At 60.7% G+C, this 16,224-nt stretch carries 20 protein-coding genes and 1 pseudogene; 5 read left to right on the forward strand and 16 right to left on the reverse strand.

Going from position 1 to position 16,224, the window contains the following annotated elements; all coding sequences use genetic code 11:
• Window positions 1–147: 147 nt before the first annotated feature.
• From NDJ82_RS12525 to NDJ82_RS12545, 5 genes are all read right to left on the reverse strand, one after another.
• The gene (locus NDJ82_RS12525; protein WP_250925605.1) at window positions 148–441 is read right to left on the reverse strand and encodes a hypothetical protein; all 294 of its coding nucleotides are present in this window, start codon (window positions 439–441) and stop codon (window positions 148–150) included.
• 317 nt (window positions 442–758) lie between these two features.
• Entirely contained in the window at window positions 759–1,370 is a 612-nt protein-coding gene (locus tag NDJ82_RS12530) for a LysE family transporter (protein WP_250925606.1), read from the reverse strand.
• 73 nt (window positions 1,371–1,443) lie between these two features.
• A complete protein-coding gene (locus NDJ82_RS12535; protein WP_099583056.1) occupies window positions 1,444–2,235 on the reverse strand; it encodes an AraC family transcriptional regulator in 792 nt (263 codons plus the stop codon).
• 96 nt (window positions 2,236–2,331) lie between these two features.
• On the reverse strand, window positions 2,332–2,802 hold the full coding sequence (locus NDJ82_RS12540) for an arsenate reductase ArsC (RefSeq protein ID WP_250925607.1): 471 nt from the start codon (window positions 2,800–2,802) through the stop codon (window positions 2,332–2,334).
• Window positions 2,803–2,815: 13 nt separating this feature from the next.
• A complete protein-coding gene (locus NDJ82_RS12545) occupies window positions 2,816–4,099 on the reverse strand; it encodes an arsenic transporter (protein ID WP_099583053.1) in 1,284 nt (427 codons plus the stop codon).
• Window positions 4,100–4,326: 227 nt separating this feature from the next.
• On the opposite strand from NDJ82_RS12545, the gene NDJ82_RS12550 reads away from it, so the two are divergent.
• From NDJ82_RS12550 to NDJ82_RS12565, 4 genes are all read left to right on the forward strand, one after another.
• The gene (locus NDJ82_RS12550) at window positions 4,327–4,542 is read left to right on the forward strand and encodes a hypothetical protein (RefSeq protein ID WP_250925608.1); all 216 of its coding nucleotides are present in this window, start codon (window positions 4,327–4,329) and stop codon (window positions 4,540–4,542) included.
• 313 nt (window positions 4,543–4,855) lie between these two features.
• The gene (locus NDJ82_RS12555; RefSeq protein ID WP_099583050.1) at window positions 4,856–5,551 is read left to right on the forward strand and encodes an AzlC family ABC transporter permease; all 696 of its coding nucleotides are present in this window, start codon (window positions 4,856–4,858) and stop codon (window positions 5,549–5,551) included.
• Window positions 5,548–5,859 carry an AzlD domain-containing protein gene (locus tag NDJ82_RS12560; RefSeq protein ID WP_099583048.1) on the forward strand — a complete coding sequence of 104 codons (312 nt, stop codon included), beginning with the start codon at window positions 5,548–5,550 and terminating at the stop codon, window positions 5,857–5,859. The genes NDJ82_RS12555 and NDJ82_RS12560 overlap by 4 nt, the downstream gene beginning before the upstream one ends.
• A gap of 170 nt (window positions 5,860–6,029) precedes the next feature.
• Complete coding sequence (locus NDJ82_RS12565; RefSeq protein ID WP_099583047.1) at window positions 6,030–6,383, forward strand: hypothetical protein; 354 nt, start codon at window positions 6,030–6,032, stop codon at window positions 6,381–6,383.
• Between the two features lie 144 nt (window positions 6,384–6,527).
• Here the strand turns inward: NDJ82_RS12565 and NDJ82_RS12570 are convergent, their stop codons facing one another.
• The 11 genes and pseudogenes from NDJ82_RS12570 to NDJ82_RS12620 form a co-directional block, all read right to left on the reverse strand.
• Window positions 6,528–7,232, reverse strand: a complete 705-nt coding sequence (locus NDJ82_RS12570; protein ID WP_099583046.1) for a YoaK family protein — start codon at window positions 7,230–7,232, stop codon at window positions 6,528–6,530.
• Between the two features lie 69 nt (window positions 7,233–7,301).
• Window positions 7,302–8,340: pseudogene (locus NDJ82_RS12575) on the reverse strand (ATP-binding cassette domain-containing protein).
• Window positions 8,341–8,464: 124 nt separating this feature from the next.
• A complete protein-coding gene (locus NDJ82_RS12580) occupies window positions 8,465–9,493 on the reverse strand; it encodes a DNA topoisomerase IB (RefSeq protein WP_099583045.1) in 1,029 nt (342 codons plus the stop codon).
• 72 nt (window positions 9,494–9,565) lie between these two features.
• Window positions 9,566–10,645 carry a molybdenum ABC transporter ATP-binding protein gene (modC, locus tag NDJ82_RS12585; RefSeq protein WP_099583168.1) on the reverse strand — a complete coding sequence of 360 codons (1,080 nt, stop codon included), beginning with the start codon at window positions 10,643–10,645 and terminating at the stop codon, window positions 9,566–9,568.
• 5 nt (window positions 10,646–10,650) lie between these two features.
• Window positions 10,651–11,331, reverse strand: coding sequence for a molybdate ABC transporter permease subunit (gene modB, locus NDJ82_RS12590; RefSeq protein ID WP_099583044.1), 681 nt, complete (start codon window positions 11,329–11,331; stop codon window positions 10,651–10,653).
• Complete coding sequence (modA, locus tag NDJ82_RS12595; RefSeq protein WP_112195343.1) at window positions 11,332–12,090, reverse strand: molybdate ABC transporter substrate-binding protein; 759 nt, start codon at window positions 12,088–12,090, stop codon at window positions 11,332–11,334. It abuts the gene before it with no gap.
• A 118-nt stretch (window positions 12,091–12,208) separates the two neighbouring features.
• Window positions 12,209–13,267 (reverse strand): NAD(P)H-dependent flavin oxidoreductase, encoded by a 1,059-nt coding sequence (locus NDJ82_RS12600; protein WP_250925609.1) that lies wholly within the window; start codon window positions 13,265–13,267, stop codon window positions 12,209–12,211.
• 106 nt (window positions 13,268–13,373) lie between these two features.
• On the reverse strand, window positions 13,374–14,420 hold the full coding sequence (ada, locus tag NDJ82_RS12605) for a bifunctional DNA-binding transcriptional regulator/O6-methylguanine-DNA methyltransferase Ada (RefSeq protein WP_099583041.1): 1,047 nt from the start codon (window positions 14,418–14,420) through the stop codon (window positions 13,374–13,376).
• A 75-nt stretch (window positions 14,421–14,495) separates the two neighbouring features.
• Window positions 14,496–15,161, reverse strand: coding sequence for a DNA oxidative demethylase AlkB (gene alkB / locus NDJ82_RS12610; RefSeq protein WP_250925610.1), 666 nt, complete (start codon window positions 15,159–15,161; stop codon window positions 14,496–14,498).
• Window positions 15,162–15,165: 4 nt separating this feature from the next.
• On the reverse strand, window positions 15,166–15,330 hold the full coding sequence (locus NDJ82_RS12615; RefSeq protein WP_177411537.1) for a hypothetical protein: 165 nt from the start codon (window positions 15,328–15,330) through the stop codon (window positions 15,166–15,168).
• Between the two features lie 25 nt (window positions 15,331–15,355).
• Entirely contained in the window at window positions 15,356–15,658 is a 303-nt protein-coding gene (locus tag NDJ82_RS12620) for a DUF1883 domain-containing protein (RefSeq protein WP_027606593.1), read from the reverse strand.
• A 212-nt stretch (window positions 15,659–15,870) separates the two neighbouring features.
• Here NDJ82_RS12620 and NDJ82_RS12625 point away from each other — a divergent pair, with 212 nt between their 5' ends.
• Window positions 15,871–16,224, forward strand: coding sequence for a hypothetical protein (locus NDJ82_RS12625; protein ID WP_099583038.1), 354 nt, complete (start codon window positions 15,871–15,873; stop codon window positions 16,222–16,224).

A 16,224-nucleotide genomic window follows, 5' to 3' on the forward strand; every position in this document is an offset into this window, starting at 1 on the left:
TGGCGATCGGTTTAAATAAAGTATTCACATCACTTCTACAGTGCCCGCCAACAGCGTGTTAGTTAACTAACACGCAGCGGGCTACGACTGGATAAGTCCATAAAGAACTCCAGAGTATTAATAAGAAAGTTGCTGTTTCCAGCCAGCTCAGGCGGCGCGGGCGCTCACATACAGACCGAGCATCAAGCTGGCTTGCTCCAGGCTGGAAACCTTCGGTCTCTGAGGGTCTTGAGGGGCGGCGTGGTCCCACTGCTGCACCAATTGGCCGCTTTGCGGGCAGATACGCCAGTGCGCCAGCGGGCGCGCTGGATACACTTGAGGGGAGGGTGCAACAAAGGTCGGGCGGGCCGGGGCAAAGCCTGCGGGCGCCCGGCACAGCTTGGCGCGCAGGGCTGCGGCTAGCGTGCGTACATCAGGCAAAACAAGGAGTTGGAAGGTCATAACACACCTCGGGACCGGACGGGCATCCGGCGAGGCAGTTACGGTGGAGCATCAAGCTCTAGCGCAGCTTACCGGACCGGGGAGGCGAGTCCTGTCATATTCTGGGTTTGGCGCCCGACGCCCGCAAACGCGGTGCTCGGACAGCGACTAGATACTGTGTCCATTGGCTTCTTTTGTGAGGTTTAAAAAAGGCCCCAGTTGCGGGCAGGGGCAATCTACTCAGGCGCTTACAAAATGTCAACGCATGATTAATTAAATTACCCAGTGTTCAGAGTTTATTCAGGCGAGAGGCGCTGGAAGTTACGCGATATATAACTTCATATACCTTGTGCCGCGAGAATCGCCAGATAGATCAATACCAACCCGCAGGTGCCATAACTGATACGTTGCCACAGGGGCGAAGCATTCTTGCGCAACAGGTTCACCAGCGCTGCGATCAGAAAGCAGGACAACACTGACGCCAGCATGAAGCCGGCAAAAAACATCAGGGTTTGCCCATGACTGGGCGTGGCGCCGACGATGCCGGACAGCGCACTGCCCAGCGCGCCCCAGTAAACAATGTTTTTCGGATTAGCCAGGGAAATCGCCGCGCCCACCGCCAAGGCATTCTGTCCGGAACTGGCCGGTGCGTTGCCGGCTTGTGGTAACTGCCACGCATCGATCAGGCTGCGTACGCCGAGCCACGCCAGGTACAGCGCGCAGACAACGGTCAGCGGCACACGCACGGCGTCATGCTGGATAAGCAGGGCAATGCCGGTCAGGCCGATAACGGCCCAGACAGCATCACCGACCAGCGAGCCGATCTGCACCATCAGCGCAGGGGTAAAGCCGTGTAGCAAGCCGCGTCGCAAGGTCTCCGCCAACACGGCGCCAGGGGACAGGCAAAACACAAAACCGAATACCAGCGCGTAGAAAAAGATTGTCAGCATGCCCGCGATCCTTCCAATGAGGAGGGCAGTGTGAGGCGCGGGGCGAAGGCTGTCTTGAACCAGATTGCGCTGCTCAGCGTTTCACTGCGCTCTGGTAACGACCCGGAGTCATGCCGTACGCCGCGCGAAAATGCCGATTGAGGTGGCTCTGGTCGGCAAACCCCAGGTCCTGAGCGACGTCCGACGCGGCGGCGCCGTTACGCAACAACCCCTTCGCACGACGGGTGCGCAGTTGCATGGCCCACTGGCGAGGGCTGAGTCCGGTCTCTTTTTGGAAGGCCCGTAACAGGTGGAATTTGGACAGCCCCAACTCGTCGCCGAGGTGGTCCAAGGGCAGCGAGTGATGCAGGTGCTCGGCCAGCAACTCCTGGGCACGCAGGACCATGGCTTTACCCGTCGCCGTACTGCCGGGCAGGCGTACGCCGCTCATGGCAACCACCTCACCGAGCAGCACCACCATGGCGTCTTCATTCAGGTCACGGACCAGCGCATCAGCGCACAAAGCGCCTTTCACCGCCGCTGCCAGGCGTTGCGCGAGCAGTGGTTGAACACATAACGAGCGATCAAACTCCAGATGCGCCAAGCCCAGGTCCGCTGCTAATTGATCCGCAGTGACATAAAGGCTGACGAACTGCCACGGTGCGCCATCCGCCGCACCACCGCCTTGAATCTGCCCAGGGTTGTACAGGGTAATGCTGCCCGGCCCGGCGTCGAACTCCCGGCGGTCCAGCCAGACTTTTTCCTCACCGACCAGGTTTACGCCGATCACACATTCGTCATGGCTGTGGCGGGCGAAGGTCAGGCCGGTGCAGACGGTGCTGCTGACTTCGTAGTGGCCCAGCCAGGCGTGTTGCATCGTGCTCATTGCGCAAGCTCAGTCAGGAAGTGGGCATGAGCATACGCTGGCAGCACGGGCCAGATCGACTATTGATTGACCCGTGTGAGTCATTGCGTTCTCCCGTTACAACGCGGCGATACGGGATAACTCAACCTTTAGTCGGGCAGGATCGAGACAGGCAAACGGCAGGGCGAAAAATGCCTGGCAGCGACGTTCGATGATCGTGAGCGTGGCCTTGAACGCTGCGTCCACGCAAGCTTCATCGCCGTGGACATCCGACGGGTCCTCTAACCCCCAGTGCGCCTTGAGCGCCGGCCCGAAATACACCGGGCAGGCTTCGCCGGCGGCCTTGTCGCAGACGGTGATAACCAAATCCGGTGGGCTGCCTTCAAAGGCGTCGTTGCCCTTGCTGTACAACCCTTCGGTACTGATGCCCGCTGCCTGCAGCGTGCTCAGGCTGCGCGGCAGCACCTGGCCCTTGGGAAAACTGCCTGAGCTGATGGCCTCGAAACCTGGCGGCGCGAGGTGGTTGAACACTGCTTCGGACAAGATACTGCGGCAGCTGTTGGCGGTGCACATGAACAGGACTTTCATTGCAGTCTCTCCGTCAGACACTCAGGCGCAACGCGAGGGCGGCGAGGGTGATCAGCAGCACCGGCAAGGTCAGCACAATCCCGACCTTGAAGTAGTAGCCCCAGGTGATGGTGATGCCTTTGCGTGCAAGGATATGCAGCCATAGCAGGGTGGCCAGGCTGCCGATGGGGGTGATTTTCGGGCCCAGGTCGCTGCCGATCACGTTGGCGTAGATCATCGCGTCCTTGACCACGCCCACGGCATGGCTCGACTCGATGGACAGCGCGCCGATCAAGACCGTCGGGAGGTTGTTCATCGCAGAGGACAGCAAGGCCGTCAGCACCCCGGTGCCCATGGCCGCGCCCCAGACACCGTAAGTGGCAAAGGTATCAAGCCAGGTCGCCAGGTAGGTGGTGAGGCCAGCGTTACGCAAACCGTAGACCACCAGGTACATGCCCAGGGAGAAAATCACGATCTGCCACGGAGCTTCCTTCAGCACTTTGCGCGTGGAGATCTTGTGGCCCTTGGCGGCGATCACCAGCAGGAGCACAGCGCACACCGCAGAAATCGCGCTGATCGGAATGCCCAGCGGTTCCAGTGCAAAGCAGCCGATCAACAGGATCCCCAGCACCCACCAGCCGGCACGGAAGGTGGCGCGGTCATGAATGGCGCTGGCGGGGTCTGCAAGGTCGGCGGGGTCGTAGGTGTGCGGGATGTCGCGGCGAAAGAACCACAGCAATATGGCGAGGGTGGCCGCGACGCTGACGAGGTTGACCGGCACCATCACTGCCGCGTATTCGTTGAAGCCGATCTTGAAGTAGTCCGCCGATACGATATTCACCAGGTTCGACACCACCAGCGGCAGGCTTGCCGTATCGGCGATAAACCCTGCGCCCATGACAAACGCCAGGGTGGCCGCCGGTGAAAAACGCAGGGCCAGCAGCATCGACATGACAATGGGGGTGAGGATCAGCGCCGCGCCGTCGTTGGCAAACAGCGCCGATACCAGCGCACCGAGCAGCACCATATAGGCAAACAACCGCCGACCACGCCCGCGGCCCCAGCGCGCCACATGCAGGGCGGTCCAGGCAAAGAACCCGGCTTCATCCAGCAACAGGCTGATGATGATCAGCGCGACAAACGTACCGGTGGCGTTCCAGATGATGTGCCACACCACCGGGATATCGCCCAGGCTGACCGCGCCGCAGGCCAGGGCCAGGATCGCGCCGAGGGTTGCGCTCCAGCCAACGCCGAGGCCCTTGGGCTGCCAGATGACCAGGATGATGGTGACGATGAAAATGGCAACGGCGACAAGCATGAATTAACGCTCCGGCAGCTCAGCAGCGATGCTGGCCCGTAGTGGTCTGCGATCATGGGGAGTTGTATGGCGGTTAGGGAATATACGTATTTCCCCATATTTCAGCCAAACTTTGTTTCAAATTGACCTGGATCAAACACCGGCAACTCAGCCACAAGTGATTGAAATTAAAATGAAACACGAATGTCCTAAAGTGCCCGCCCATTGCTGAAGAAGGAAGACCCCGCGTGCCCCGTGCCACTCGTAACCTGCGCAAGACCTTGGATTCCGTCGCGGAAAATAACGAAACCGCGGCGTTCGACCTGATGCGCGCCGTCGAGAAGCTCGGCGATGAAGTGCTACGCCAGCGCCTGCTCAATACCATTCACCGGCTTAATCAGGATGCTTACGAGCTGAGTGAGGCGCGCGATTCGGTCGAATGGGTGTCGGTCAAACTGGCGTGATGGGCCAGTGCAGTTGTCCATATTCGGTTAACTATTCATAGGAACCAGTGCCGGTGACAGCGCCAATCGGATGAGGACATTCCTGAACCCGATAGGTATTGACACCCTACCTCCCATCGCGTTTTCCCATCTGCCATCCACACCGACCGCGCAACAGGCTGGTTTATCGCCTGCTGTGATGCAGCCTTCAATGCCGACGCTATAGCCCCCCAACGGGCAGTTCCGCGTACAGCGGATGCGCGCAATATCGTTCAAGACAATCTTGATACCGGCAGGCATGCTTGGAGCCCCCCAGCCGACGAGCCTGTTTCAGATGCCCAATGCCTTGCCTCTCCACGCGTTTTCCCGCGGCGCAATTGCAGTGATTCCCTTGTCGTTGGCCTGTGCACCCTGGGGGTTGTTGGCCGGTTCCATGGCCATCGATGCACAATTCACCCCGCTGCAGGCCCAAGGCCTCTCCGCCATTGTGTTTGCCGGTGCCGCACAACTGGTGGCCATTGGCATGGTCAAGAGTGGTGCCAGCCTGATTTCCATCGTACTGACCACGTTGCTGCTGACGTCCCAGCATTTGCTGTACGGCATGCATATGCGTCCAACGTTGTCGGCACTGGATAGCCGCTGGCGCATGAGCCTGGGGTTCCTGCTCACCGACGAGTTCTTCGCCTTGGTCAGCCACTATGACCGCCAGACCTTCAATCGCTGGTATGCCTTGGGCGTCGGCCTGACGTTTTATATCATCTGGAACCTGTTCACCCTGGCTGGCATTGTGCTGGGCAAAAGCATTCCCGGTCTCGATCAACTGGGCCTGGAGTTTTCCATTGCCGCGACCTTCATTGCCTTGATCACCCCCGTGGTGCGGGATGTGCCTACGGTGGTCTGCGTAGCGGTGTCATTGCTCTGTTCAGTGTGGCTGAGCTTCCTGCACTGGGAGTCAGCTGTGGTGGTGTCCGGCGTGTTGGGCATGAGCGCAGGCTTTATCTGCAAGCGACTGGGAGTAGGGCAGCCATGATTTACCTGATGATTGTGGCCATGGGCCTGGTGGTGTTTCTCAACCGCTACCTGTTTATCGAACCTCGCCTGCCGGTACGCCTCAACCGTGGCGCGCGGGAGTTTCTCGGGTTTGCGGTGCCGGGGATGCTGACAGCGATTTGCGGGCCGATTATTTTTCTTGCCGACCACCAGCTCAACCTAAGCCCGGCCAACCCGTATTTGCTGGCGGGTATCAGTGCGGTCGCGTTGATGTTCTGGACACGCAATGTGCTGCTCACGGTCGTGCTGAGCATGGCGCTGTTTTATCTGTTCCGTTGGTGGCTCTGACGCGCAGACGAAAAAAAGCCCGCGGGAGGGCGGGCAGAAGGGAGTCTTCAAAAATGAGCCAGGCCACTATAGGTGGCGTTCGCCTGCGTCACCGTGAAACAAAATTCATCCAGGCGCCAGTCAGTTGCGCGGCAATGCTACAGTCGCGTTTTTTTCAAGGAGGCGATGGCATGCACAAGGTGGTTATAGGCGCATTGGTCGTGGCAGCACTGGCCGGCTGCGCAGGTTCGAAGATGAACGAAGCGCGCTCGGGAGCGCCCTACAAGACCCTGGCATCGGACAAGGCCACGGTGGTGGTTGCCGAGTGCATTCAATTTGGCTGGCAGGATGAAAGCGTGTACGGCGTCGATGCCAGTGGCTTCAAGGAGCCGAATGGCGCCGGTGGTTTCACCGTCTATACCAGGGGCGGGGATTACTTCGCCGACGTGCAAAGTGCCGGTGCAGGATCGTCCATCAAGTACTACGCCGGCGAAGACACGATGCCCGCCAAACGTCGATTGGCAGCGCTGGCGACTTGTCTGTAATCCGTTGCCTTAGTGTTTTTAGGAAACGCCCGGCGGGACAGCCGCCGGACATTGGCTTATTATTCCCACCGCTTGCCCGGCGTGATGGCTCTTTACCGGTACACGGACGTCGAGGCCATACCGTCGGGCGAGCATCTTTGGCCCTTATCGCGGCATAAACCCCAAGTGCCAGCGACGCGGAATCTTCAGCGACACCAGCCCCAACACCCCAGCCAACCCACTGCTGACCAGCAACGCCTTCAGGCCCATATGCTGCTCCAGCAACGCGCCAATGACTGCCCCCACAAACATGCCGCCCCACGGGATCAACTGCACCCGCCAGCCGTTACGCCTTTCCCCCAGCATCCAGCGACCCAGGCCACGACCAAAGCGTGACAGCGCCCCGGTGACATAGGTAAGGCCCACGGGCAAACCGTTGACCTCTTCGACGGCCGCATTGAGCATGCCCATTGCGATGATCGCCGCCAGCAGCGCGGGCAAGGTATCGTCTGATGGCCACAGCGCACCGGCGCACAAAAAAGCCGCGATACATAACAGCAAAGGCAGCGTATGCCGCCGGCCAAAGCGACTGACCACCACGCCCAATGCGTTGCCGACCACGAAGGTGGCGACCAGCAATAACAAGCGCCCCGTCAGCCCCAGATCGCCGGCGCTGATCGCTACGGCCAGGCGCGTAGTGTTGCCGCTCATGAACGAAACAAAATCGCCGCTGGCCATAAAGCCGATGGCATCGGTCATACCGGCCAACACCGAAAGACTGGCCACCAGCATCAAGCCGACTCGGCCGCGCCAACGCTGTCGATGGGCGAGTGCAGCATTGGCGTAAGGCTTGCGGGACGAAGGCAGCATAGGGCCGGGTTCCTCGGTTAGATTATCCGGCCACTACGGTAGGACGCTTTGCGCCCACACGCAATGACCTCAGGCAGCGTCCAGTCGCCAGCCATCCGGCGTCCAGCGCAACCGGTGGGTCGGCCGGATCGCCTGCACAAACGCCGCATCATGGGACACCACCACCATCGCTCCGCCAAACCCTTGCAGCGCCTGCTCGAAAGCCGTCACTGATTCCAGGTCCAGGTGATTGCTGGGTTCGTCGAGCAGCAACAGTTGCGCCGGCACATGGCGCCACAGGGCGATTGCCATGGCGGCTTTCAGGCGTTCGCCGCCGCTGAGTTGCGCGACCGGTTGGATCACGCGCAGCGCGTCCAGTTGCAGCAAGGCCAAGCGCGTGCGCAGCTCGGCTTCGGTCAGCGGCGTGCCCAACAGGTTGAGCTGCTCGATGATCGAGCGATGATTGTCCAGCAAGCCCAGATGCTGATCGATATAGGCACTGGGCACATGCACGCTGCATTCCCCTGCGACCGCTTGCCGTTGGCCAGCCAAGACTTTGAGCAGCGTGGACTTGCCGCAACCGTTCGGCCCATGCACGGCGACACGTACCGGGCCCGTGAGGTGGAGGTTGACGCAACTCGCGGGCAGCCATGATGATCGCAACCCGGGCCAGTTGTCCGCCGCTGAGTTGCTCGGCAGGCGTGTCGACACCCAGCTTCGACAATCCCGCTGTATCCAAAGCGCTGCGCAAACGGTCCGCGAGGTCCCAGCGTTCATCGATCGTCGCCAGGTCATCCACACTGGCGGTGCCCATGGCCATACGATCCAGTGCCGCCAAGGTGTCAGCGGTTCCTGTGAGGCTGGCGACCGTATCGCCCGTCTCGACCACCACGGCCTGAGGCACAAACGCCACGCTCGCCCGGCGATCCAGCGTGCCGCAGGAGGGTGACAACTCGCCGGCGATCAACCTCGCGAGGATACTTTTGCCACAGCCATTGCGCCCCACGATGCCGGTGGGCGTAGGGTCGATGGACAGGGTGAGGTCTTCCAGCAGGGTTTCGCCATTGGCGAACTGGAAGTACAGGTGTTGCAGGTAAACCAAAGCGGGCAGCCGGTTGACGTGAGTCATCAGCACCTCCAAAGCAATGTCGAACAGGCCAACAAGCACGCCAGGCGGCTCGTTGCAGGTACATTCTGGAAGGCTTAGTGGTTCACGTCGGCGGTCATCCCGTGGGGCAGAAAGGAGGTAAAGCCTAACTCGCCTCGGCGAGCTGTTCAAGGAACATGGCCAGTGCGACTTCCTCCGCCTTGAGCCCTTTGCGCACCCGCGGCTTGGGCAATCTGGACAGCTCGCCCAGGCTGAAATGCTCCAATACCGCCGGGTGTATGTAGCATTTTCGGCACACCGCCGGTGTATTACCCAACTGCCGGGCAACGTCCTTGACCATCGCCACCACATGCCGTTTGGCGTCGGATTCCGGCTGCCATTCCAACTCGCGCAACACCGCCAGCGCCAGGGCGGTGCCGGCCCAGGTGCGATAGTCCTTGGCGGTGAAATCGGCGCCGGTGAGGCTGTGCAAGTAGGCGTTTACATCATGGGAACTGACGGTGTGTCGTTCGCCGTCTGCGTCCAGGTACTGGAACAGGTCCTGACCGGGCAATTCCATGCAGCGCTTGACCACGTTGGCCAGGCGCCGGTCCTTGACGCTGACCTGATGCTCCACGCCACTTTTGCCGCGAAACTGGAACTGTATCTCGCTGCCATTGATGTCCACATGGCGGTTGCGCAGGGTGGTCAAACCGTAGGATTTGTTGTCGCGGGCGTATTGGGTATTGCCGACGCGGATCAAGGTAGCGTCCAGCAGCATCACCACGGTGGCCAGGACTTTTTCGCGGGTAAAGCCAGGCTCGGCCAGTTGGGCCTCCAACTGCTTGCGCAACTTGGGCAGTGCGCTACCGAACGCTTGCAGGCGTGAGTATTTGTCGGTGTCACGGACTTCGCGCCAGCGCGGGTGGTAGCGATACTGCTTGCGTCCACGAGCGTCGCGCCCGGTGGCTTGCAGATGGCCACGCGGGTCGGCGCAGATCCACACATCGGTGTAGGCGGGCGGGACGGCGAGGGCGTTGATACGCTTGATTTCCTCGTCGTCGTCAAGGCGCTCACCCTTGGCATTGAAGTACTGGAACTTGCCGCGCACCCGCTTGCGGCGAATGCCGGGTTGGGTGTCGTCAACATAATGCAGGTCGCGGGGCAGGTCGGCGGGGATCGCGGAGTCGGGCATGGCGGGTTCCTTGGCAACAAATCAGGCCGGTATGTCTGATTGACCGCAGCGCTGTGCGGTCGTGCCAAATGCTTACGCCAGCACCGCGACTGCCTTGATCTGTGCCCACAGCGTCTGGCCCGGATGCAGTTGCAACTGGTCGCGGGAGAAGCGCGTGATGCGCGCCAGCAATGGCGTGCCCTCGGCTTCCAGGCGCACCAATACATGGGCGCTGTTGTCTGCGGGCGTTTCCTGGATCACCGTTACCGGCAGGCGATTGAGGATGCTGCTCGGTTCCGACCCTTGCAGGCTGAGGCTCACGTCCCGTGCCTGCACCTTGACCCGCAGCGCGTGGCCCACGGCCATCGGTGCATGGGCCACGCGCATGGACAAGGCGCTGCCCGGCAGATGCAGGGTCAGCAACTGGTAATGCGCGTCGTAGGCAGTGACCGTGCCGTTGATCACCACACCGGCATCGTCGCCCCGTGCCAGCGGCAGGTCGAGCCGCGCCAGGGTTTCGCCAATCGGTCCGCTGGCCAGGGCCTTGCCGTCACTGAGCAGGACGATATGGTCGGCCAGGCGCGCGACCTCATCCTGGGCGTGGCTGACGTACAGCACCGGAATATCCAGCTCATCGTGCAGGCGTTCCAGGTACGGCAGGATTTCGTTTTTGCGCTGGCTGTCGAGGGCGGCCAGCGGTTCATCCATCAACAGCAGTTTCGGGCTGGTGAGCAAGGCACGGGCGATGCCGATGCGCTGGCGTTCACCGCCGGACAAGTGCAGCGGGTTGCGCTCCAACAGGTGACCGATCCCCAACAGCGCCGTGGCCTGGGCCATATCCACCCGGCGCTGTAGGCGGGGAATGCGCTTGAGGCCGAACTCCAGGTTGGCCCGCACCGACAAATGCGCGAACAGGCTGGCCTCTTGAAAGACATAACCCAGCGCGCGTTTATGGGGCGGTACGAACAAACCGCTGCGGCTGTCTTGCCACACGTCATCGTTGACCTGGATGAAACCATTTTCGGCGCGTTCAAGCCCGGCGATGCAGCGCAGGCAGGTAGTCTTGCCGGAGCCGGAATGCCCGTACAGCGCAGTCACGCCACGGCCTGGCAGATGCAGGTCCACGTCCAGCGCAAACCCGGAATAACGGAGTTGCAGGCGTACATCAATCATCGACATCAGCTCCAGCCCATCCTGGTTTTACGGCTGGAGTACAGCGCCAGCAACACGAGGAACGCAAATACCACCATGGCGCCGGCCAGCCAATGGGCCTGGGCGTATTCCATGGCTTCGACATGGTCGTAGATCTGCACCGAGACCACGCGGGTCTTGTCCGGGATATTGCCGCCGATCATCAGCACCACGCCGAACTCACCGACGGTGTGGGCAAATCCGAGGATCGAGGCCGTGATAAAGCCTGGTCGCGCCAGGGGCAGGATCACCGTAAAAAAAGTGTCCCAGGGATTGGCGCGCAGGGTCGCGGCCACTTCCAGTGGGCGAGTGCCGATGGCGGAAAACGCGTTTTGCAACGGCTGCACCACAAACGGCATGGAATAGATCACCGAACCAATCACCAGCCCGGCAAAGCTGAAGGTGAGGGTGCCCAGGCCCAGCCATTGGGTGAACTGGCCGAAGTAGCCATTTGGCCCCATGGTCAACAGCAGGTAGAAACCGATCACCGTCGGAGGCAACACCAACGGCAGGGCCACAATGGCGCCAATCGGGCCGCGCCACCACGATTGGGTGCGCGACAGCCACAACGCAATCGGCGTGCCGATGACCAGCAGGATCACGGTGGTCAGCGACGCGAGCTTGATGGTCAACCAGATAGCGGAAAAATCGGCACTCGATAGGGGCATTTACTTGGCCAGCTCGTAACCGTAGGACTTGATAACGGCAGCGGCTTTTGGCCCTTTGAGGTACTCGACCAGCGCTTTGGCAGCAGCGCTGTCTTTGCCTTTGTTCAGGATTACCGCGTCCTGTTTGATCGGATCGTGCATGGACGCCGGAACGATCCACGCCGAACCGCTGGTGACTTTGCCGTCTTTATAGATCTGCGACAAGGCGACAAAACCCAACTCGGCGTTGCCGGTGGATACAAACTGGAAGGCCTGGGTGATGTTCTGGCCTTCGACGAGCTTGTCCTTGACCTTCTCGCTCAGGCCTTCTTTCGCCAGTACTTGGGTGGCGGCCAGGCCGTAGGGCGCGGCTTTCGGGTTGGCGATGGACAGGTGCTTGAAGTCGTTGTTCTTCAAGACGTCGCCTTTGGCGTCTACATAGCCTTCTTTGGCCGACCACAGCGCGAGGGTGCCCACGGCGTAGGTGAAGCGCGAGCCTTTGACGGTATCACCTTCGCTTTCGAGTTTTTGCGGAGTGGTGTCGTCGGCGCTCAGGAACACTTCGAACGGCGCGCCGTTCTTGATCTGGGTGTAGAACTGGCCCGTGGCGCCGTAGGCCGCGACCAGTTTGTGACCGGTGTCTTTTTCAAAATCGGCGGCAATCGCCTGGATCGGTGCGGTGAAGTTGGCAGCGACGGCCACCTGCACTTCATCGGCGTGGGCCGAACCGAAAGCGAACGCAGCGACCAACACGGCCAGGCGTGAGGCGTGAATCATCATGGAGCAGCTCCTTGGAGATGTACGGCGTGGTATAGGTAGAAGGGCTAACCGCTATGTATGGGAATATATAGCGGTTAGCCATCGCCGGTACAGCGCAAAGTTGCTCCAGACGGCCGGACTATTTGAGTTTGGCCAGCGCGTGTTCCGCCAGCTCGCGGGTCAGGTCATAGGTGGTTGCGTCTTTGCCAAGGCGCAATGCCTGGCCCGACCAGAGATTGCTGAACCCGGCTTCGTCCCTGGCCTTGAGCGGCATCAATGCACCGCCAGCACGCGGAAACGCGGGAGCTGTCGGGTTGATTGCACCCAGTTCACGCATCACACGGTTGACGATGCCCCGCGCCGGGCGGCCGGTGAACAGGTTGGTCAGCGCGGTTTCGCTGGCCTGGGCATGGCGCAGTGCATGGTGATGGGACGCGCTGACCGTCGCTTCAGGGGTGAATAGATACGCGGTGCCAATCTGTACCGCGCTAGCGCCCAGGGCAAATGCCGCGACAATACCCCGTGCATCGCCAATGCCTCCGGCGGCAATCACTGGCACGTTCACGGCGTCGACAACCTGGGGTAGCAGGGCGAACAGGCCGATCTGCGTGTTGAGGTCGTCGCTGAGGAACAAGCCCCGATGACCGCCAGCTTCACTGCCCATGGCGATGATCGCGTCGCAGCCGTGCTGTTCCAGCCAGACGGCTTCTTCCATGGTGGTGGCCGACGACAGCACCTTGGCGCCAGTGGCTTTTACCCGATCCAGCAAGGTTTTTTCCGGCAGGCCGAAGTGAAAGCTGACGACTTCGGGCCGGAATTCTTCCACCACCAGGCAGGCGGCGTTATTGAACGGTGCGCGGTCACTGACCGGGGTAGGCGCATCAAAATCTGCGCCCAGCTCGCGGTAGTAAGGCTCCAGCAAAGCCTTCCAGCGGCGATCCCGTGCCACGTCCACTGCAGGCGGTTGGTGGCAGAAGAAGTTGACGTTGATGGTGCGCTTGCTGGCCTGGCGGATGGTCGCAAGGGCCTCGCGCAGTTGTTCGATGTTCAGTGTCGCAGCAGGCATCGAACCGAGTGCTCCGGCTTCGCAGGCCGCGATGACCATGGCGGCGGAAGTGGCGCCGGCCATAGGCGCTTGGATGATGGGCAGGTCGATGCCCAATAGGTCGAGAATGCGCGTGTCTGGCCAGGTGCTCATGGGATGCGTCTCCAGCGGTCGTCGGACTTTTCGCTGTTTTAGCAGGGCGTCCGCCATCCGGCCAGTCTGTTTTATTCACTGGACGACGCAGGGGTTTCGTGCGCGTTTAGTGGTCGCGTTCGCGGTCAAGCAATTGCCGCTTGCGCTCAACGCCCCAGCGATAGCCCGACAAATCACCATTGCTGCGCACCACACGGTGACAGGGAATCGCCACCGCCAGGCTGTTGGCGCCGCAGGCCTGGGCGACGGCCCGGAACGACTTGGGCGCGCCAATGCGCTCGGCAATCTGCCCATAGCTGGCGGTGTCGCCCACCGGAATGTCGCGCAAAGCCTGCCAGACCCTTTGCTGGAACGCAGTGCCGCGCAAGTCCAGCGGCAAATCCAGCCCCAGAGCGGGTGCCTCGATGAACCCCACGACATGGGCGACCAATTGCTCGAAGTCGTGATCGGCGCCCACCAGGTCAGCCTTGGGAAACTGATCCTGCAGGTCACGCACCAGTTGCTCCGGCTCATCCCCCAGCAGGATCGCGCACACGCCGCGCGTGCTCTGGGCCACCAGGATCGCCCCCAAAGAGCATTCGCCGACGGCAAACAGGATTGCGCTGTTGGTGCCACCGGCCTTGTAGTCGGTGGGTTTCATCCCCAGCAACTGGTTGGCCGATTCATAGAAACGGCTGTTGGAGTTGAAGCCGGCGTCGTACAGGGCATCCGTCACCGTCTGCGTACCCTTGAGCCCGGCGCGCATTTTTTGCGAGCGATGGGCGCTTGCGTAGCCTTTGGGCGTCAGGCCGGTGACGGCTTTGAAGATCCGGTGGAAATGGAAAGGGCTCAGCCCGGCGAGTGTGGCGAGGGTGTTGAGGCTGGGCGGGGTAGCCGCCTGCTCGATATGCCGGCAGGCGTCAGCCACCCGCTGGGCGTCCTGCGCGGCGCGTTGTGTCTGGTCGCCGGCGGCACGTTTGCTGGGACGATAACCGGCGGCTTCGGCCTGCGCCGGCGTGTCGAAGAACTCGATATTTTCCGGGCGCGGCAAGCGCGAAGCGCTGCTGGGACGGCAATACACACCGGTGGTTTTCACACCGTAAACGAACAGTGTGTCAGCTTTGGAATCGCGGGCGAGAATCGCCGCCCAGCGCGGATCTTGTTCAGTAGTCATGTTCGGCACTCTTGACGGATCCTGGTCAGATTAGCCGCGCCTCACCGGCCAGGCACTCCGAAGCTTGCGCTCGAATTAGCCGGCGGTACGAAATGTCAGGTTGATGCGTTGTGGCCCCATGATCGGGTGCACACCCTCCTTGATCGGCAACACCCCGTGGAAACGCAGGCGATCAACGCCGCCCCAGACAGCCACGTCGCCATGGAACAGCGAGACCTTTTGGGTTTTGTCACTGCGCTGGTGACCGCCGAACAGGAAAACCGCCGGCAACCCGAGCGAAACCGAGACCACGGGCGCGCTGTACTGGCGTTCATTCTTGTCTTGATGCAGAGACATTTTGGCACCCGGTACATAGCGGTTGATCAGGCAGGCATCGGGGGCGAAGTCGATAAAGCCGGCGTCGGCAGCGGCCAGCACGGCAAGTTGGCGCAACGCATCGGGCAATGCTGGCCAGGGTTGCTGACTGCGCGGGTCCAGTGGGCTGTAGCGGTACCCACGGGTGTCGGTGGTCCAGCCCAGTGCGCCGCAACTGCTCAACGCCGCCGACATCGTGAAGCCGCCTGGGGTGACCATTTGCCGAAACGGGGATTGAGCCAGCACGCGCCGCAGTTCTGGCAGAAGCCGCTCAATCCAGGGCAGGGCGAAGCCCCTTAACACGTAGGACTGTTCACCAATTTGCTCACGCCGAGCAGGTTGTTGCAGGGCGTCATCGGCGAACAGGTCGACAGTGGGGCCGGGCATGAGCTTACAGCGCCTTGCTCACGTTGATGTCGGTGATCACATCATCGGCATCATGGATTTTGTCCAAGGCTTGGCGGGCCTCTTCCACACTGTTGGTGGTCAACTGGGCGAACTCGAAGCGGCGTTCACCGTTTAGCTTGTATTTGATTACGTATTTGGTGGTGGTCACGGCGATTTCCTGTGGCGTGTTCGGATCAGCTCAGCTTGGTGCTGGTACGACGTACGATGCGAATCTTGTGGGACAACGCGGGTTTGCGCGTAACGCTGATGGCGCGGCGGGTCACTACATCCAGGGTGATGTTCCAGAACCCGGTGCTGGGGGCAGTGATCTTGGCCGGAAACGTGTCAAACGCGCCACCATGGTAAGTGTGGCGGCCGCCATTTTTAAAGCTGCGAAAATTCGCATCGCTCATCAGGCGGATATTGCAAGTCTGCGAGCATTCGATGACGACGATATCTCCCTCATTGAGGTGCTCGCGCTGGTGAATGAATTTCATGAGGTGTCTCCAGAAGGGCTTTTTCTGAAAAATCAGAACGATACGTAGGTTAAGATGGAGTTTATCAGCCCCAGCGCGTTTATTATCGGCCCGTCTTCAACGGCGTCGACAATTTAAAACAGTTATTTACCGAGTTATCAGGGATAAATCCTACGTGGGCGGGAGAAAATTACCATCCCGACTGTCGTAGGATCTTTAAGTGGAGATTTTGTATGAAGTGGAGTGTGTTGGTTCTGGCCTTGGCGATAGGTGGGTGTGCTTCGGTTGCAGATATCAAGCAGACCCCACCGACGCTGGCGGTCATTTCTGGTAAAAAGCCCCAGGAATACGCGGCGTGTGTGGTGCATAAACTGTCGGCTACCCGCCGTCCGCCGCAGATCGAACCGCATAAGGACGGTGGTGTACAAGTGATTGTGCCGCAGAAGTTCTCGGCCGATCCTTCGGCGATTTTCGAAATTGATGAGCGCTCCAGCGGAAGCAGCATCAAGCTCTACGAGAGCATGTCCAACGTGCCGATCCGTCCGGGGGATGTCAAAAAGGCCGGGGAAGATTGCATTTCCGGCTGA

The sequence above is a fragment of the Pseudomonas sp. SR18 genome (genome assembly GCF_023701505.1).
Lineage (GTDB): Bacteria > Pseudomonadota > Gammaproteobacteria > Pseudomonadales > Pseudomonadaceae > Aquipseudomonas > Aquipseudomonas cyclaminis.

Bases quoted from the DNA above. Each gene is read 5' to 3' on its own strand.
- NDJ82_RS12525 (WP_250925605.1), bottom strand. From the start codon at position 441: ATGACCTTCCAACTCCTTGTTTTGCCTGATGTACGCACGCTAGCCGCA.
- NDJ82_RS12530 (WP_250925606.1), bottom strand. From the start codon at position 1,370: ATGCTGACAATCTTTTTCTACGCGCTGGTATTCGGTTTTGTGTTTTGC.
- NDJ82_RS12535 (WP_099583056.1), bottom strand. From the start codon at position 2,235: ATGAGCACGATGCAACACGCCTGGCTGGGCCACTACGAAGTCAGCAGC.
- NDJ82_RS12540 (WP_250925607.1), bottom strand. From the start codon at position 2,802: ATGAAAGTCCTGTTCATGTGCACCGCCAACAGCTGCCGCAGTATCTTG.
- NDJ82_RS12545 (WP_099583053.1), bottom strand. From the start codon at position 4,099: ATGCTTGTCGCCGTTGCCATTTTCATCGTCACCATCATCCTGGTCATC.
- NDJ82_RS12555 (WP_099583050.1), top strand. From the start codon at position 4,856: ATGCCCAATGCCTTGCCTCTCCACGCGTTTTCCCGCGGCGCAATTGCA.
- NDJ82_RS12560 (WP_099583048.1), top strand. From the start codon at position 5,548: ATGATTTACCTGATGATTGTGGCCATGGGCCTGGTGGTGTTTCTCAAC.
- NDJ82_RS12565 (WP_099583047.1), top strand. From the start codon at position 6,030: ATGCACAAGGTGGTTATAGGCGCATTGGTCGTGGCAGCACTGGCCGGC.
- NDJ82_RS12570 (WP_099583046.1), bottom strand. From the start codon at position 7,232: ATGCTGCCTTCGTCCCGCAAGCCTTACGCCAATGCTGCACTCGCCCAT.
- NDJ82_RS12580 (WP_099583045.1), bottom strand. From the start codon at position 9,493: ATGCCCGACTCCGCGATCCCCGCCGACCTGCCCCGCGACCTGCATTAT.
- modC (WP_099583168.1), bottom strand. From the start codon at position 10,645: ATGATTGATGTACGCCTGCAACTCCGTTATTCCGGGTTTGCGCTGGAC.
- modB (WP_099583044.1), bottom strand. From the start codon at position 11,331: ATGCCCCTATCGAGTGCCGATTTTTCCGCTATCTGGTTGACCATCAAG.
- modA (WP_112195343.1), bottom strand. From the start codon at position 12,090: ATGATGATTCACGCCTCACGCCTGGCCGTGTTGGTCGCTGCGTTCGCT.
- NDJ82_RS12600 (WP_250925609.1), bottom strand. From the start codon at position 13,267: ATGAGCACCTGGCCAGACACGCGCATTCTCGACCTATTGGGCATCGAC.
- ada (WP_099583041.1), bottom strand. From the start codon at position 14,420: ATGACTACTGAACAAGATCCGCGCTGGGCGGCGATTCTCGCCCGCGAT.
- alkB (WP_250925610.1), bottom strand. From the start codon at position 15,161: ATGCCCGGCCCCACTGTCGACCTGTTCGCCGATGACGCCCTGCAACAA.
- NDJ82_RS12620 (WP_027606593.1), bottom strand. From the start codon at position 15,658: ATGAAATTCATTCACCAGCGCGAGCACCTCAATGAGGGAGATATCGTC.
- NDJ82_RS12625 (WP_099583038.1), top strand. From the start codon at position 15,871: ATGAAGTGGAGTGTGTTGGTTCTGGCCTTGGCGATAGGTGGGTGTGCT.